Origin of the sequence: Solwaraspora sp. WMMD1047, assembly GCF_029626155.1 — a bacterium.
Classification (GTDB): domain Bacteria; phylum Actinomycetota; class Actinomycetes; order Mycobacteriales; family Micromonosporaceae; genus WMMD1047.
The window spans coordinates 3,626,606-3,641,960 of sequence record NZ_JARUBL010000001.1; the positions used below are offsets into that span (position 1 = coordinate 3,626,606).

15 protein-coding genes are annotated in these 15,355 nt (G+C 74.5%); 8 read left to right on the top strand and 7 right to left on the bottom strand.

Features of this window, described 5'->3' with window-relative positions; genetic code table 11:
- Nucleotides 1–59: 59 nt before the first annotated feature.
- The 7 genes from gndA to O7627_RS16440 form a co-directional block, all read right to left on the bottom strand.
- Entirely contained in the window at nucleotides 60–1,490 is a 1,431-nt protein-coding gene (gndA, locus tag O7627_RS16410) for an NADP-dependent phosphogluconate dehydrogenase (RefSeq protein ID WP_278094387.1), read from the bottom strand.
- 188 nt (nucleotides 1,491–1,678) lie between these two features.
- A complete protein-coding gene (locus O7627_RS16415; protein ID WP_278094388.1) occupies nucleotides 1,679–2,008 on the bottom strand; it encodes a DUF2470 domain-containing protein in 330 nt (109 codons plus the stop codon).
- Complete coding sequence (locus tag O7627_RS16420; protein WP_278094389.1) at nucleotides 2,005–2,691, bottom strand: biliverdin-producing heme oxygenase; 687 nt, start codon at nucleotides 2,689–2,691, stop codon at nucleotides 2,005–2,007. The genes O7627_RS16415 and O7627_RS16420 overlap by 4 nt, the downstream gene beginning before the upstream one ends.
- On the bottom strand, nucleotides 2,688–3,644 hold the full coding sequence (locus O7627_RS16425; protein WP_278094390.1) for a heme ABC transporter ATP-binding protein: 957 nt from the start codon (nucleotides 3,642–3,644) through the stop codon (nucleotides 2,688–2,690). Before O7627_RS16425 ends, O7627_RS16420 begins: the two co-directional genes overlap by 4 nt.
- Nucleotides 3,641–4,741, bottom strand: coding sequence for an iron ABC transporter permease (locus O7627_RS16430; protein WP_278094391.1), 1,101 nt, complete (start codon nucleotides 4,739–4,741; stop codon nucleotides 3,641–3,643). The genes O7627_RS16425 and O7627_RS16430 overlap by 4 nt, the downstream gene beginning before the upstream one ends.
- Entirely contained in the window at nucleotides 4,732–5,739 is a 1,008-nt protein-coding gene (locus O7627_RS16435) for an ABC transporter substrate-binding protein (RefSeq protein ID WP_278094392.1), read from the bottom strand. The genes O7627_RS16430 and O7627_RS16435 overlap by 10 nt, the downstream gene beginning before the upstream one ends.
- A gap of 98 nt (nucleotides 5,740–5,837) precedes the next feature.
- A complete protein-coding gene (locus tag O7627_RS16440; RefSeq protein ID WP_278094393.1) occupies nucleotides 5,838–6,680 on the bottom strand; it encodes a hypothetical protein in 843 nt (280 codons plus the stop codon).
- Between the two features lie 219 nt (nucleotides 6,681–6,899).
- Between O7627_RS16440 and O7627_RS16445 the strand changes: the two genes are divergently transcribed.
- The 8 genes from O7627_RS16445 to O7627_RS16480 all read left to right on the top strand — a co-directional run bounded on the left by O7627_RS16445 (nucleotide 6,900) and on the right by O7627_RS16480 (nucleotide 15,335).
- The gene (locus O7627_RS16445; protein WP_278094394.1) at nucleotides 6,900–8,390 is read left to right on the top strand and encodes an HtaA domain-containing protein; all 1,491 of its coding nucleotides are present in this window, start codon (nucleotides 6,900–6,902) and stop codon (nucleotides 8,388–8,390) included.
- A 151-nt stretch (nucleotides 8,391–8,541) separates the two neighbouring features.
- The gene (locus O7627_RS16450; protein WP_278094395.1) at nucleotides 8,542–9,675 is read left to right on the top strand and encodes a DUF916 domain-containing protein; all 1,134 of its coding nucleotides are present in this window, start codon (nucleotides 8,542–8,544) and stop codon (nucleotides 9,673–9,675) included.
- Nucleotides 9,672–10,688 (top strand): hypothetical protein, encoded by a 1,017-nt coding sequence (locus tag O7627_RS16455; RefSeq protein ID WP_278094396.1) that lies wholly within the window; start codon nucleotides 9,672–9,674, stop codon nucleotides 10,686–10,688. Before O7627_RS16450 ends, O7627_RS16455 begins: the two co-directional genes overlap by 4 nt.
- A 29-nt stretch (nucleotides 10,689–10,717) precedes the next feature.
- Entirely contained in the window at nucleotides 10,718–11,494 is a 777-nt protein-coding gene (locus O7627_RS16460) for an ABC transporter ATP-binding protein (protein WP_278094397.1), read from the top strand.
- Nucleotides 11,479–13,050: a hypothetical protein gene (locus O7627_RS16465; protein ID WP_278094398.1), complete on the top strand. Its 1,572-nt coding sequence runs from the start codon at nucleotides 11,479–11,481 to the stop codon at nucleotides 13,048–13,050. Before O7627_RS16460 ends, O7627_RS16465 begins: the two co-directional genes overlap by 16 nt.
- 142 nt (nucleotides 13,051–13,192) lie before the next feature.
- Nucleotides 13,193–14,092, top strand: coding sequence for a lytic polysaccharide monooxygenase (locus O7627_RS16470; protein WP_278094399.1), 900 nt, complete (start codon nucleotides 13,193–13,195; stop codon nucleotides 14,090–14,092).
- Between the two features lie 109 nt (nucleotides 14,093–14,201).
- Entirely contained in the window at nucleotides 14,202–14,624 is a 423-nt protein-coding gene (locus O7627_RS16475) for an OsmC family protein (protein WP_278094400.1), read from the top strand.
- Nucleotides 14,625–14,627: 3 nt separating this feature from the next.
- Entirely contained in the window at nucleotides 14,628–15,335 is a 708-nt protein-coding gene (locus O7627_RS16480) for a methyltransferase (protein WP_278094401.1), read from the top strand.
- Nucleotides 15,336–15,355: the final 20 nt, after the last annotated feature.

Genomic DNA, 15,355 nt, shown 5'->3' on the forward strand with positions numbered 1-15,355 from the left:
AGCTTAGGCTAAGCTACTACCTCGTCGACGGGTCGCTGGCGCGGGGGTGAGCCGTCCGGTCAGGCCGAGGTCTCGGCCCGGTCGCCGCCCCAGGTGACGTGGAAGGCGCCGGCCCGGTCGATCCGCCGGTAGGTGTGCGCGCCGAAGAAGTCCCGCTGACCCTGCACCAGCGCGGCCGGCAGCCGCTCGGCCCGCAGACCGTCGTAGTAGGACAGTGCGGTGGCGAAGCCGGGCACCGGGATGCCGAGCTGCACCGCGGTGGTCACCACCCGCCGCCAGGCGTCCTGCGCGCCCCGAACGGCGTCGAGGAAGTACTCGTCGGTCAGCAGCGACGGCAGCGCCGGCACGGTGTCGTAGGCGTCCCGGATCCGGTCCAGGAACTTGGCCCGGATGATGCAGCCGCCCCGCCAGATCGTCGCGATCGCACCCGGGTCCACCCGCCAGCCGTACTCCGCGCTGCCGGCCTGGATCTGGTTGAAGCCCTGCGCGTAGGCGACGATCTTCGACGCGTACAGCGCCTGCTCCACGTCGTCGACCAGGGAGGCGGGGACCGGAGCCTGCCCCGGGACCGGCCCCGGCAGACCCTGCGTCGCCGCCCGCAGGTGCGCGTTGCCGGACAGCGAACGGGCGAAGACGGCCTCCGCGATGCCGCTGACCGGAACCCCCAGGTCCAGCGCGGTCTGCACCGTCCAGCGGCCGGTGCCCTTCTGCTCCGCCTGGTCCAGCACCACGTCGACGAAGGGCTGCCCGGTCACCGAGTCGGTGTGCCCGAGCACCTCGGCGGTGATCTCGATCAGGTAGGAGTCGAGCCGCCCGGTGTTCCACCCCCGGAACACCTCGGCGATCTCGCCCGGCGCCAACCCGGCGGCGTGCCGCAGCAGGTCGTACGCCTCGGCGATGAGCTGCATGTCGGCGTACTCGATGCCGTTGTGCACCATCTTGACGAAGTGCCCGGCGCCGTCCGGCCCGATGTGCGTGCAGCACGGGGTGCCGTCCACCTTGGCGGAGATGTCCTCCAGCAGCGGACCCAGCGCGTCGTACGACTCGGCCGGCCCACCAGGCATGATGCTCGGGCCGTTCAGAGCGCCCTCCTCGCCGCCGGAGATGCCCGCGCCGACGAAGAGCAGCCCCCGCTCCCGCAGCGTGCGCTCCCGGCGGCGGGTGTCGGCGAAGTGGGCGTTGCCGCCGTCGACGATCATGTCGCCCTCGTCCAGCAGCGGGGCGAACTCGTCGATGACCGCGTCGGTCGGGGTGCCGGCCTTGACCATGATGATGAGCCGGCGCGGGCGTTCCAGAGAGGCGACGAACTGCTCGGCGGTCTCCGACGGGATGAAGGTCCCCTCGTGGCCGAAGGTCTCGAACAGCTCCTTCGTCCGGGAGTACGAGCGGTTGTGCAGGGCCACGGTGTGGCCGTGCCGGGCGAAGTTGCGGGCCAGGTTCCGCCCCATCACCGCCAGACCCGTTACCCCGATCTGCGCCTTCTCCGTCATTGAATCGCCTCCTCAAGCGAGTGCCCGACGCCGGCCGGCTGCGCTGCCGTACCGGCCAGAGCGGTCGTCCGCGGTCCCGGCGGACCTGGTCACGCCGGTGGCGCGACCGTGCCGTTCCGGCACACCCTGTGGTACGCACAGCGTAAGCGAGGCGTTCGATCGTGGCCCGGCGGGTGGCGACGCCCGGCCTAGCCGGCCGGCCGCGCGGGCACCCCCAGCAGCGCGCACGCCCGCCGGTACAGCCGGACGACCTCGCGGCGGACCTCGCCCCGCTCGGTCAACCGGTGGGCGAACGGCACCCGCACCGGCACCGCACCGGCGGGCACCGTCACGGTGAAGTCGATGCCGGTCGCGTCCATGCCGGTCATCCGGGCCGCGGTGGCGTCCGGTCGGCCGCCCAACGCCCGGCAGATCAGCAACGAGTCGGCGGCGTGGTCGTCGTTCATGTGGCGGCTGATCGCGGCCACCACGTCGGGGGTGAACGGTCCGCTCCCACCGGCCGGCAACGACCGCGTCATGCCGCCCTGCCCTCGGCCGCCGTCGTCACCGCGTCGAGCAGTTCGGACCCCAGCTCGGCCAGGACGGCGGTGTTGTGCCGGTACGCCACGACCACCTCCTCGATCAGGGCCGCCCGCTGCGGTTCGGAGAGCCGCAGGTCGTCCAGCCGGCGCCGGTAGGCCGCCTTGTAGGCGCGCGGGTCACCGATCGCCTCGAACCGGTAGAACGCCACGCCGCGGCCGTCGGTCAGGCCGTAGGCGCGGGTGATCCCGCGTCCGATGAACAGCCCGCCGGACAGGTCGCCGAGGTAGCGGGTGTAGTGGTGCGCGACGAACCCGACCGGGCCGGCGTCGCAGACCTCGCGGATGCGCGCCACGTACGCGCGGGTCGCCGCGCCGGGTGAGATCCGGCCGTCCCAGTCGGCTCCGACCAGGAACTCCAGGTCGGCCACGAGGGAGGGCAGCCGGGTCAGCCGCTCGTCGACGAAGCCACCGGCGACGGGGTCGTCCCGCATCGGGCCGGCGCACTCCTCCAGGGCGCGGTAGATGAAGTAGTGCTGGGCGGCGAGCCGGGCGTAGCCGGCCCGGTCCAGCTCGCCGCCGACCAGGGCGGTCAGCACCGGTGGGGCCTCGGCCGCCCGGTGATCCGACCAGGTGGCCTCCCGCAGCCGGGTGGAGAACGCGACGGCCGGCTCCTCGCTCATGGTGACTCCTCGCTCGCGGTGTGGTGCGGACGGACGACGGGTGAAGCCGCCCGGTCGACGGCGGGCACCGGCGGTGCCGGCCGCTCCGGGACCACCATCGGCAGCCCGGTGCGGGGGTGGGGGAGCACCTCGACCGGGTGCGCGTACACGTCGCTGAGCACCCCGGGGGTCAGCACCTCGGCGGGCCGGCCGGTGGCCCGCACCCGGCCCGCCCCGAGCAGCGTGATCCGGTCCGCGTGGGCGCCGGCCAGCCCGAGGTCGTGCAGGACGACCAGGACCGCGTCGCCGGCGCCGGCCCGTTCCCGCGCGATCCCCATCACCAGCTCCTGGTGCCGCAGGTCGAGCGCGGCGGTCGGCTCGTCGAGCAGCAGCGCGGTGGCCCGTTGACAGAGCACCCGGGCGAGGGCGGCGCGGGCCTGCTCGCCGCCGGAGAGCGACGGGTACGCCCGGGTCACGAACCGGGTCACGTCGGTACGCCGCAGCGCCTCCTCGACAATCACGTCGTCCTGGTCGGCCGGTGGCAGGCCGGCCCAGGGGGCCCGCCCCATCCGGACCACCTCGGCCACCGTGAACGGGAAGCTCAACGTGGTGCGCTGGGTGAGGACGGCGCGGCGCAGTGCGAGTTCGACCGGCGTCCAGGTCCCCGGCTCGGCGCCGTCGATCTGCACCGAGCCGCCGGCCAGCGGCAGGTCGCCGCTGATCGCCGCCAGCAGTGTCGACTTGCCGGCGCCGTTCGGCCCGACCAGGGCGTGCACCTCGCCGGACCGGACCGCGAGGTCCACACCGTCGAGCACCGGCCGGCCGCCGAGCAGCACCCGGACTCCGGTGGCCCGGGCGACGACGTGGCCGGCAACCGGCGGGCGCGGAACCCGGGGCGCCGGCCGGACCAGACCGGGCAGGCCGCGCAGCCGCCGCGCCGCGCCCGGTCCGCGGGCGGCCGGCCGGCCGGTCACCGCCACCCTCCGGCCCGGGTACGGGTACGCCGCAGCAGCCAGAAGAAGCACGGCCCGCCGACCAGGGCGGTCAGCACGCCGAGCGGAAGTTCCTGGTAGTCGACCAGGGTCCGGGCGGCCAGGTCCGCCAGGATCACCACCACCGCGCCGCCGAGGGCGCTGGCCGGCAGCAGCACCCGGTGACCCGGCCCGGCGACCATCCGGACGAGGTGCGGCACGACCAGGCCGATGAAGCTGATCACGCCGGTGAAGGCGACCGCCGACGCGCCGAGCAGGGCGGTCACCACGATCATCGAGACCCGCAGCCGCTCGACGTCCACCCCGAGGTGGCGCGCCGACCGTTCACCGAGGGCGAGCAGGTCGAGGCGGCGGGCACCGGCGAGCGCGGCGACCAGCCCGACGGCCAGGCAGGGCAGCGTCACCGCCACCGCCCCCCAGGTGGCCTGGGCCAGGCTGCCCAGGTTCCAGAAGGCGATGGCCTGCACCCCGGCCTCGTCGGCCACGAACATCAGCAGCCCGATCGCGGCCCCGGCAACCGCGTTCACGGCGATCCCGGTGAGCACCAGGGTCACCACCTCGGTGCGACCGTCGGATCGGGAGAGCAGATAAACCGCGTACGTGGTGAGCAGACCGCCGGCGAACGCGGCGGCGGCGACGGTCCAGTTGCCGACGGCGGTGACGCCGGTGACGATCGCCAGCGCCGCCCCCACGGCCGCCCCGGCGGAGACCCCGATCACCCCGGGTTCGGCCAGCGGGTTGCCGAAGACGCCCTGCATGACGGCGCCGGCGCAGCCGAGCGCGGCCCCGACGATCGCGGCGAGCAGCACCCGGGGGAACCGGACGATCCAGAGTGCGTCCTCGCCGTGGGCGGCGGCGGGCAGCGGGCCGATCTCCAGCCCGATCCGGTGCAGCACCGAGCCGATCACCTCGGCCGGGCCGATCTGGACCTGGCCCCGACCGGCGGCGACCAGGGCCACCAGCACCAGGGCGCCGGCCAGACCGCCGATCAGCAGCGGCCCCGGCACCGGTCGCAGGCCGGCCGGCGGCCGACTGACCGGCGCGTCGACCGGGTCGGCCCGGGGGCGGGTCACCGGCATTCGTACACCGCCCGGGCCAGGGCCCGCACGGCGGAGCCGGTGCGGGTGCCGAAGGTGAGCAGGACGCCGTCGGCCATGTCGACGATCCGGCGGTTCGCGCCGGCCGGGGTCTGTGCCACCCCGGGCAGGGCGAGCAACCCGTCGACGCCGCCCACCGAGGCCAACCCCTCGCTCATCACCAGGATGATGTCGGGCGCGGCGTTGATGAGCCCTTCGCTGGTCAACGGCCGGAACCGGCGGAGCCCGATCGCGCTGCCGGCGTCGACCGCACCGATCGCCTCGATCATCGCGTCGGAGCCGGCGCCGTCGCCACCCATCAGGTAGACGCCCGCGGTGCCCCGCAGGTAGAGGAACGCCACGCGGGGCGGCGGGCCGCTGCCGGGCTGCCGCCGGGCGGCCTCGATCTCGGCGTCCACCCGGCGAACCAGCTCCTCGCCGGCGATGGCCACGCCGAGCGCGCCGGCTATGGCGCGGATGTGCTCCGGTACGGCGGCCAGGGTCTGCTCGTCGGCTATCAGGACCACCGGGATCCCCGCGGCGCGGAGCTGGTCGAGCACCTCGGGCGGACCGATGCTGTCGTCGGCGAGCACCACCGTAGGTTCGAGCGCGAGGATGGCCTCGGCCGACAGGTCGTGTCCGGCCGGGGTCACCACCGGCAGGTGCGCCGCGGCGGCGAACGTCGTGGAGGTGTCCCGCCCCACCACGCTGCCGCCCAGGCCGAGGCTGAACACGATCTCGGCGATGGAGCCGTAGAGGTTCACCGGCAGGATGCGGCTGGCGTCGGTGACGGTGCTGGTCACGCCGTCGGCGGACGGCACGGTGACCGGCAGGGCGGGTCGGGGCGTGGGGTCCAGGGGCGTGACGTCCATCGACTCCACTTCGGCGGTGACCGGTCCGCAGCCGGTCGGGGGAGTCTCGGCCGACCGAGCCGTCGGCCCGGCGCAGCCGGCCACCCCGGTGGCCAGCAGCAGTGCCGCACCGAGCCCGGCCCGGGCCATCCACCAGCCTCGGACGGTCCGACGGTGCCAGGCAGGCGGACGGCGCCGGCCGGGCGGGCCAGGTGGGTCGGATCGGCGGAGGTGCACGAGTGAAGAGGTCACGCCGGCCCAGCTCCACGTCTGCCCGCTGACCCCCGGCGCAGCCGGCGGCCGTACAGCAGCAGTGCGCCGAAGGCGACGGCGGCCAGGCAGGCGAGCCACCAGCCGCCGAGACTCTCGGCGCTGCTGACCCGGGTGACCTGGGGTTCGCCGATCCCAGGCGGTCCGGCGCTGGCGGCACCGACCGCCGGATCCGGGCCGGTGGATCCGGTCGGGTCGGCCGCGGCCCCGGCCGCCGCGGTGGCGCTGGGTCGGCCGGTCGTCGGTGGTGGTGGCTGGGCGCCGGGGGCCGCCGGGCGGGTGGTCGTGGGTCGGGCCGCCGGCGGGGCGTTCCCGGCCGGTGCGGCGGCGAACCTGATCGGCACCCGGACGTCCTGCCCCCGGTCCGCGCTGCGGGTGTGGTCGTTGCGGGTCACCACCGAGCAGGTCCGCACGGTGCAGTCCACGTCACCGATCTTCGCGGTCAGGGAGAGCTGGACCCGGAACGATCCGCCCGGCCCGTACGGCACGGCGAGTCCTTCCCCGTACGACGGGGGGTTGGAGGAGATCCAGTGCGAGGCGCCGAGGCTGCCGCTCAGGTCGGCACCGCCACCGCACGGGGTGGGCAGCCTCCCGGCGCCGTTGTCCACACAGAACGCGACGTAGATGCCCTTTGTCTCGTCGTATCCGGAGCCGGTGACGGTGACCCGCTCGCCGGCGCGGCTCACGCCGCTGCTCTTGGAGACGGTCAGTCGCTGCCCGGATTGCGCCCCCGCCTCGGCCGGCGTCCGGTCCGCCAGGAGCGGTGTCGCGATGACCAGCCCGAGGACTCCGGCCAGGGCAACGGTCCGAACTGGTCGCATCTCGGCTCCTCGTACCCGCGGTGAGCGGATCGCTACAAGGTCAACATAGGTTTGCCTAACCTAAATCAGGAGCCCTGACCCGGGCAAGGGCCGGAATGGCGGAATTGCGGGCCGGCCGGCCGATGAAGATCGACTTAGGTATGCCTAACCTATCTTCTGATGCAACCGGGCCGGTCCGCACACCTCGCGGACCGGGCGGTACGACGAAAGGAACCGGGCATGACCCGATCGAGAGCCGGAACTCCGCGGTGGCGGTCCACCCGCTGGGTGGCGGTCGCCGCCCTCGGCGCGATGGCAGCCCTCGCCGGTGCCGGCCCCGCCTCGGCGGCCGAGGCAGACCTCAGCGGCGGCACCCTCACCTGGGGGTTCAAGGCGTCCTTCCGGACCTACGTCTCCGGTGGCAACGGCAGCCCGCCGATCGCGGCGAGCAACGGCGCCTCGATCAACGCCGACGGCACCTTCGCCTTCCCCGCCACCGGAGGCAGCTACGACCCGACCACCGGCACCGGCACCGCCCGGTACGGCGGGACCATCGTCTTCTCGTATCCGGCGCACTTCTTCACCATCACGCTGGCCAACCCGGCGGTCGAGCTGGCCGATGGCGCGGTCCAGCTGAAGGCCGACGTGGAACTGGTCTCCACCGCGGCCGAACCGGTCCAGGTCGAGCAGGCCACCATCGCCACCCTGACCGGCAGCCCCGGTCAGGACGGTGCCACGGTGGTCGGCACCGACCTGGCGGCGGTGCTGACCGCCGAGGGCGCCTCGGCCTTCAACGGCTTCTACGCCGCCGGCGAGACGCTGGACCCGGTCTCGTTCACCTTCAGCACCGGCGGCGAGGAGCCGACCGTACCCACCGTCGGGGTCAGCCCGGCGGCCGGCGTCGAGCCGGCCGGGGCGGTCATCACCGTGACCGGCTCCGGATTCGACCCGGAAGCCAACGGAGCGGCCGGCATCTACGTCTCGTTCGGGCCGAAGGTGGACAACCACTGGACCAACGCGAGCGTTCTCCAGGTCACCAAGTGGGTCAGCCGGGACAACCTGCCGACGGACGCGCGGGACACCCTCAACACCGACGGCACCTTCCAGACCACGTTGCCGATCAGCGCCCTCTACACCGACCGCAACGGCGCCGAGGTCGACTGCACGGCGGTGCAGTGCTACGTGATCACGTTCGCCGCCCGCGGCTCGGCTGACCGCAGCCAGGACACCTTCACCCCGGTCACCTTCGGCACGCCGGCCGGCGGTGGAACCGACCAGCGGATCACCGCCACGGTGCGGGGCGGCCCGCTGACCCTCGGCGTGGCCGGCGACTCGGTGACCCTGCCGGCCGTCGGCAACGGTGAGGTCGCCAGCGGGGCGCTCAACAGCGCCTCCGTGGCCGACCTCCGGGGCACCAACGCCGGCTGGAGCCTGGTCGGTCAGGTGACCGACTTCGTCTCCGCCGGCGGCGACGTGATCGCCGCGGACAACCTCGGCTGGGTGCCGACCGCCGCCGCGGAGACCGACCCGCTGGCCGGCGTCCCCGCAGTGGTGACCCCGGGGTCGGCGGCCGAACCCGGGGCAGGGTTGGGCAGCGCCCGGGCCCTGTGCACGTCGGCGGCCGGCGCGAGCGCCGGAAGCTTCACCTGCGGCGCCCAGCTCAACCTGGGTGTCCCGCCGGCCGCACCGGCCGGCGACTACACCGCCACGCTGACCCTCACGCTCTCCTGAGCGGACGGATTCAGCCGAATCCCGGTGGGGCGGGAACCTCCCGCCCCACCGGGCCCGCCGCCGGCGCCGCCGCGCCCTGCCGGTGCCGCGCCCGGCGGACTCCGTCCCGCGGTTGGCTGCCCGCCAGTGACCTCACCCTCCGGAGACCGGCATGACCCATGACCCCCGACCGACCCGACGGCTTAACACGCTGGCAAGGCTCAACACGCTGGCCGGCCTTACCGGGCTGGTTACGCTTACCGCGCTGGCGACCCTGGCGCCGGTTCCGGCCGCCGGCGCCGCCCCGGCGCCGAGTCCGAGCCCACCAGCCGCCGCCGGTACGGCCTTCACCTGGGCCGTGCAGCCGTCCGGCCCGGACGGTCCGACCGGCCGGAACTACTTCGTGTACGACCTGGCGCCCGGTGACGAGATCACCGACCAGGTACGGATCAGCAACCTCGGCGACCAGCCGTTGACCTTCGCCGTGTACGGCACCGACGCGTTCACCACCGACGACGGGGCGTTCGCACTCCTGCCGGCCAGCCAGCCCGCCACGGACGTCGGATCCTGGATCAGCTTCGCCGAGGGGACCCACACGGTGGCTCCCGGACGGTGGGTGGACCTGGCGTTCCGAATCACCGTCCCCGACAACGCCACCCCCGGCGACCACGTCGGCGGGGTGATCGGCGCGGTGGCCCAGCCCGGGGCGGAGGCGCAGGGGCAGCGGGTCACCGTCGACCGGCGGGTGGCCGCCCGGGTCTACCTGCGGGTGGCCGGCGAGGTCCGGCCAGCGTTGGCGGTGACGTCGATGACCGTGTGGTACGACAACCCCCTGAACCCGTTCGGCGGCGGGGACGCCACCGTCACCTACCGGCTGCACAACGCCGGTAACGTCCGGGTCGGCGGGACCGGCGCGGTGACGATCGCCGGTCCGTTCGGCTGGCGGCTGGCCCGGACCGACCGGGTCGACCTGCCCGAACTGCTGCCCGGCGGCACCTTCACCGTCACCGAGCGGGTCACCGGCGTCCCCCCGGCGCTACGGTTGACGGCCGAGGCGGACATCGCACCGACCACCATCGACACCGCCCTGCCACCGGTGATCAGGTCGGGAACCGCCTGGGCGCCGCCGTGGCTCCTCCTGGCGGGCCTCCTGGTGCTGACCGGAGTGGCCCTGCTGCGCCGCTGGCGGCGCCAGCGCCTCCCGCGTCCGGCCGGAACCGAGGACACCGGAACCGAGGACACCGGAATCGAGGACACCGGCGCGGCTCGCGGCGCGCCGGTGCCGGCGCCGATCAGCGCCTCGTGAACCCGGTCCGGTCGGCCGCCTACCCGTCGCTGCTGGCGGTGCCGATCCTGGCCACGACGCTCGCGGCCGTGTCGCTCGCCGGGCCGTCGCCCGCCGCCCCGCTGGTCGCCGCCCCGTCGCCAGTCTCCCCGTCGCCCGCCGGCAACCAGATCACCGTGGCGGACGGGCTGGTCCGGGTGCGGGACCGGATCGTGGTCGGACTGGCGGGCTGGCCGGCCGGGACGGTCCAACTCGAACTCTGCGGCAACGCCGCCCGGCGGGGGGTGCGGGACTGCGCGGTGGCGGCCGCCGTGCACGTCTACGTCCCGCCGTCGGGCAGCGCCACCGTCCAGTTCACCGTCCCGGAGCCGCCGGTCGGCTGCCCCTGCGTGCTCCGCGCCAGCGCCGTCGGCGGTCCAGTGGCTGCCGCCGTACCGGTGCGGGTCTCCGGAATCACCGCGCCGCCGGCGGCCGAACCCGGCGTGCCGGCCGGACTGCGGATCGCCGAGCTGCGGATCGCCGGTCCCCGCGGCCGCGACCGATTGACCGGCCTCTTCGGCCTGCCGACCCGGATCACTGTCGAACTGTCGGTACACAACGCGGGCGACACCGTTGTCGTGCCGGCGACCACCCTGCTCACCGGCCGCCCGGACCGGGTCACGACCATCGTCGGGCCACCCCGCCTCGGCGCGATCCCCGCCGGCGCGACCCGGACCTACCTGATCGACGTGCCGCTCGGCGCGCCCGCGGTCGGGCGCTACGCCGTACACGGTCAGGTCGGCCAGCCGGGCGCGGCCGGCGGCGGCCCCCGGACCGCGCCCGGCGGCGGACCCGGTGCGAATGTCCCCGCCGGCACCGGCCGGACGGACACCGGCGCCGGATTCGCGGCGGAGACCTCGGTGTACCCGTGGGGGCTGCCGGCGCTGGCCGCGCTGCTGCTGCTGGCCCGACCGGCCGGGCGCGCGCTGCGCCGCCGGATCGGTTGGCGCCGGGTCGACTTTCGTCGACGCGAAATCTCAATCCGGCCACGGTGACCGGCGGCCGGGCCGGGCAGACTGCCGGCATGGAAACCGCGACGGATCCGACGACCCCGGCGTTGCGGATCGACGGTCTGCGCAAGGTCTTCGGCGAGACCGTCGCCGCCGACGCCGTGCGACTGGTCGTCCCGCGAGGATCAATGTTCGGCCTGGTCGGCCCGAACGGGGCCGGCAAGACCACCACCCTGTCGATGGCGGTCGGCCTGCTGCGCCCCGACGCCGGCACCGCCGAGGTGTTCGGCGTCGACGTCTGGGCCGAGCCGGCCCGGGCCAAGTCGCTGCTCGGGGTGCTGCCCGACGGCGTGCTGATGCCGGAACGGCTGACCGGCCGCGAGCTGCTGCACTACCTCGGCCTGCTGTGGCGGCTCGATCGGGACACGGTCACCGAACGCGCCCAGGAGTTGCTCGCCGTGCTCGAACTGACCGACGCGGAACGGACCCTGATCGTCGACTACTCCGCCGGGATGCGGAAGAAGATCGGGCTGGCCACCGCCCTGCTGCACGGCCCCCGGCTGCTGGTGCTGGACGAGCCGTTCGAGTCGGTGGACCCGATCTCCGCGGCGACCATCCGCAACATCCTGCGCCGCTTCGTCGGGGCCGGCGGGTCGGTGATCCTGTCCAGCCACGTGATGCCCCTGGTCGAGTCGATCTGCGACCACGTCGGCGTGATCGCCGCCGGCCGGGTGGTGGCGGCCGGCCCACTGGACGAGGTACGCGGGGAGCAGAGCCTGGAGGACGCGTTCGTCGGCATCGTCGGCGGGCGGTCCAGCGGGGACGAGGGGCTGGCATGGCTGGTGTCCTGATCCGGATGAAGCTCGCCATCCTGCGCAACCAGATGACGGGCTGGCGGGCCTGGCGGATGGTCGGCGGAGGGCTGCTCGGTCTGCTCGCCGCGTTCGCGACGATCTGGCTGGGCGCCATCGACCTGGGCGACCCGGACGCGTCGGCGGCCCTGCTGGCGCTGGTGCTGGCCGGCTGGACGGTGGGCTGGTTCCTCGGTCCGGTGCTGCTCGGCGGCAGCGACGAGACCCTGCGGCCGGAGTACTTCCGGACCATCCCGGTCACCGCCCGCGAACTCGCCACCGGGCTGCTGGCCAGCGCCTGCGTCGGGGTCCCGGCGGTGGTCACCGTGGTGGCGCTCGGTGCCCTGCTGCCGCTGGGCGTCCGGCTGGGCGCGGTGGCCCTCTTCGTGGCCGTACTCGCGGTGGTCGGGCATCTGCTGCTGATGCTGCTGCTGTCCCGGGTGACCGTCGGCCTGCTCGGCGCGGCGCTGCGTACCCGGCTCGGGATGGACCTGGTCCCGCTGTTGATCAGCATCCTGCTGGCGGTCGCCATCATCGGCGGCCTGCTGCTGCGCGAACCGGTCGCCGGCTACCTGGACCAGCTGACCGCCCGGCAGGCGCCGGACCTGCCCGGTTGGCTGCTGCTGCTCCCGTCCGGCTGGGGAGTGGCCGCGGTGGCCGCCGTCGAACGCCAGGACTGGCCGGTGGTGGTCGCCGGTCCGGCCGGGCTCGCCGCGCTCAACGCCGGGCTGCTCGGGCTCTGGGCGGTGCTGCTGCGCCGGCGGATGACCTCCCGGTCAGCCGCCGGGCGGCCGCGCGCCGGCCGGAACCGGGCCACCGGCATCCACCCGCTGGTGGCCACTCCCGTCGGCGCGGCGACGGTGCGGGCACTGCGGGGCTGGTCCCGCGACACCGGCATGCACATCATCGTGGTCGCCACCGTCGGCATGGGCGTCATCTACGCGGTCGTCAGTGGGTTGGCCGGCTGGCCCTTCCTGTTGCCTTTCGCTGCGCTGCTGGCGCTGCTGGTAGCCGCCAACGAGTCGGCCAACCTCTTCGGCTTCGACGGCAGCGCGCTCTGGCACACCCTGGTCGTCGCCGACAGTGAACGCCCCGAGGTACGGGGTCGCCAGCTCGCCTGGCTGGTGGTCTTCGTCCCGATCACCGTGGCGATCACCGTGGGCTGTCTGGCATTCACCGGCGCCGAGCTGGACGGGGTGCGGTCGTACGTGATCGCCCTGACGCCGGCGTTGCTCGGCGCGGGGTCCGGCCTGGTGGTGCTCTTCTCGGTCCTGGCGCCGTACCCGGTCGGCATGGACGGCCCGGTGGGTGGCTCCGGCAAGTCGCAGGCCGATCCGGTCCGGTACGCCCTGGTACCACTGATGGGTGTGGCCGCCGTACCGCCGGCCGCGACGGTCGCCCTGACCGGCGGGGCCGGCCCGGGCGGGATCTCCTGGCCGGGCCTGCTGGTCGGGATCGGCACCGGGCTGCTGGGCGGCTGGTTGGGCGGCCGGGCCGCCGCCGACCGGCTGCGCGAGCGCGGCCCGGAGCTGCTGGCCAAGCTCGCCGGCCCCTGACGGAACACCTCGCCGGCCGCGAACCGAACAGCTGGCCAGCCGCCCGCACATCGAACAGGTCGCCGGACCCGGCGGAAACTCCCGGGTCCGGCGATCGAACCTTCGCCGCCCGGCGGCCGTACCAATGCCGGGAGGCCATCTGATGGCAATCGGTCGAAGGCTCGGCACGCTCGTGGCCACCGCGGCGGTCACCGCACTGTGCTGTCCCGTCGTCGGGTCCGGCCCGGCGAACGCGCACGGCGCGGCCACCGAACCGGTGAGCCGGGCGGCCGCCTGCGGCCCGGAGGGCGGCCGGGCGGCCGGGTCGGCGGCGTGCCGGGCGGCGGCCAGGGCCGGCATCGTGCGGGACGAGTGGGACAACATCCGAATCCCCGACGTGGCCGGCCGGGACCGCGCGGTCATCCCGGACGGCCGCCTGTGCAGCGCCGGGTTGGACCGCTACCGGGGCCTGGACCTGGCCCGCGCCGACTGGCCCTCGACCCGGCTCACCCCGGGCACCGCACACACCTTCGCCTACCGGACCACCATCGCGCACGAGGGCGAGTTCCGGTGGTACGTGACGGTTGACGGCTACAACCCGACCAGGCCGTTGACCTGGTCGGACCTGGAGCGTGAGCCGTTCCTGCGCGCCACCGACCCGCCGCTGCGCGACGGGGCGTACCGGATGGCCGGCCGGCTGCCCCGCGACAAGGTCGGCCGGCACGTGATCTACACCATCTGGCGAAACACGAGTACGCCCGACACCTACTACTCCTGTTCGGACGTCGTCTTCGCCGCCGCCGCGGAACCGACGGCCACGTCGGCCGCGCCCCCGGTGGGCTCCGCGGCGAGTACCGCCCCGAGCCCGGTGGGTGCCGAACCGGGCGGGCAGGTGGTCGCCGCCGGAGATCGAAGCGGCTCCGGTGACGACACCTCGGCGACCGGACGTTGGCTGCCGGTGGCGGCTACCAGCTCTGTGGCCGTCCTGGCCGTCGCGCTCGCGGTGCTGCTGACCCGCCGGCGGCGGGCACGCGTCAACGGGTCCATCGGCCGGCACCGGTAGGCCGTCCGGCACTGCCCGCCTCGCGGCACCGCCCCTAGCGTCGGAGGTGAACCTCGTAGCGGTCCCGACGTACGGTCGAGCCGCGGGGCGGGGTCGGGAGGTGATGGTGGTGGCACAGGTGACGGTGACCAACGTCCTGGCCGACGCGTTCCGGATTGATGTGCGGGGCCACTCGTTCGAGGTGGACCAGCCCGCGCCGGACGGCACGGAGGCGGGACCGACGCCGGTCGAGATCTTCGTGGCCAGCCTCGGTGCCTGCGCCGGCTACTACGCGGGCCGGTTCCTCCGGGCCCGCGGGTTGCCCGCGGACGGGCTGCGGGTGCGGTGCGAGTGGGCCATGCGGGCGGGCGAACCGGCCCGGGTCGGCCGGGTGCGGATGGCGATCCAGCCGCCCACGGCTCTCCCCGCCGAGCTGCACGGCGCGCTGCTGGCGGCGGTGGACAGGTGCACGGTCACCAACTCGCTGCGCCAACCGCCGCGCCTCGACGTCGATCTGGACGTTCCGCTGGGCGCCGTCGGGACGCACACTTGACGGATGCGGGACGGGGGAGCGACGGACGGGCGGATCCCGTTCGGACGTGACCTGCTGGCCCGGCACCAGAGCATCCGGGACGCCACCACGTTCCGGCTGCTCGGGGTGGAATGGGACCTGCTGCCCGGGGTGTTCGCGCCGGTCTTCACCGGTGCTTCCGGCCTGTTCGCCGAGTGGATCCCGTACCCGGTCGGTGGTTCGTTCCTCGATGTCGGCTGCGGGATGGGAATCGTCAGCGTCTGGGCCGCGCGGGCCGGATGCGCCACCGTCACCGCCACCGACATCGACCCGCGGGCGGTCGAGAACACCGCGCTGAACGTCCGCCGGCACGGCGTGGCGGACCGGGTCGAGACGGCCGTCGGGGACCTCTTCGACGCGGTCCCCGGCGGCCGCTACGACCTGGTCTTCTGGAACTCCAACCTGATCGAGGTGGCCGCCGACATCGACTGCACCGAGCCGCTGCGGCGGGCGTTGTTCGACCCGGGGTACCGCACCCACCGGCGGTTCCTCGCCGCCGCCTGGCGACACCTGCGACCGGGCGGCCGGCTGTTGCTCGGCTTCTCCAGCCTGGGCAGCATGGATCGGCTCGATGAGCTCCGGCGCGAGTTCGGTTACCGGATGCGCGTTGTCGCCGAGCAGACTCGCAACGTGCCGCAGCCGGTGCGTTACCTGCTGCTGGAATTCGCGCATCCGGCCGTTGACCCTCGGTAGGACCTGGCATACCGTCGGTC

Coding starts and splice junctions, on each gene's coding strand:
- O7627_RS16435 (WP_278094392.1), bottom strand. CDS start 5,739: ATGGCCCGGGCCGGGCTCGGTGCGGCACTGCTGCTGGCCACCGGGGTG.
- O7627_RS16460 (WP_278094397.1), top strand. CDS start 10,718: ATGGAAACCGCGACGGATCCGACGACCCCGGCGTTGCGGATCGACGGT.
- O7627_RS16415 (WP_278094388.1), bottom strand. CDS start 2,008: ATGACGCGGTCGTTGCCGGCCGGTGGGAGCGGACCGTTCACCCCCGAC.
- gndA (WP_278094387.1), bottom strand. CDS start 1,490: ATGACGGAGAAGGCGCAGATCGGGGTAACGGGTCTGGCGGTGATGGGG.
- O7627_RS16430 (WP_278094391.1), bottom strand. CDS start 4,741: ATGCCGGTGACCCGCCCCCGGGCCGACCCGGTCGACGCGCCGGTCAGT.
- O7627_RS16440 (WP_278094393.1), bottom strand. CDS start 6,680: ATGCGACCAGTTCGGACCGTTGCCCTGGCCGGAGTCCTCGGGCTGGTC.
- O7627_RS16420 (WP_278094389.1), bottom strand. CDS start 2,691: ATGAGCGAGGAGCCGGCCGTCGCGTTCTCCACCCGGCTGCGGGAGGCC.
- O7627_RS16470 (WP_278094399.1), top strand. CDS start 13,193: ATGGCAATCGGTCGAAGGCTCGGCACGCTCGTGGCCACCGCGGCGGTC.
- O7627_RS16445 (WP_278094394.1), top strand. CDS start 6,900: ATGACCCGATCGAGAGCCGGAACTCCGCGGTGGCGGTCCACCCGCTGG.
- O7627_RS16465 (WP_278094398.1), top strand. CDS start 11,479: ATGGCTGGTGTCCTGATCCGGATGAAGCTCGCCATCCTGCGCAACCAG.
- O7627_RS16480 (WP_278094401.1), top strand. CDS start 14,628: ATGCGGGACGGGGGAGCGACGGACGGGCGGATCCCGTTCGGACGTGAC.
- O7627_RS16450 (WP_278094395.1), top strand. CDS start 8,542: ATGACCCATGACCCCCGACCGACCCGACGGCTTAACACGCTGGCAAGG.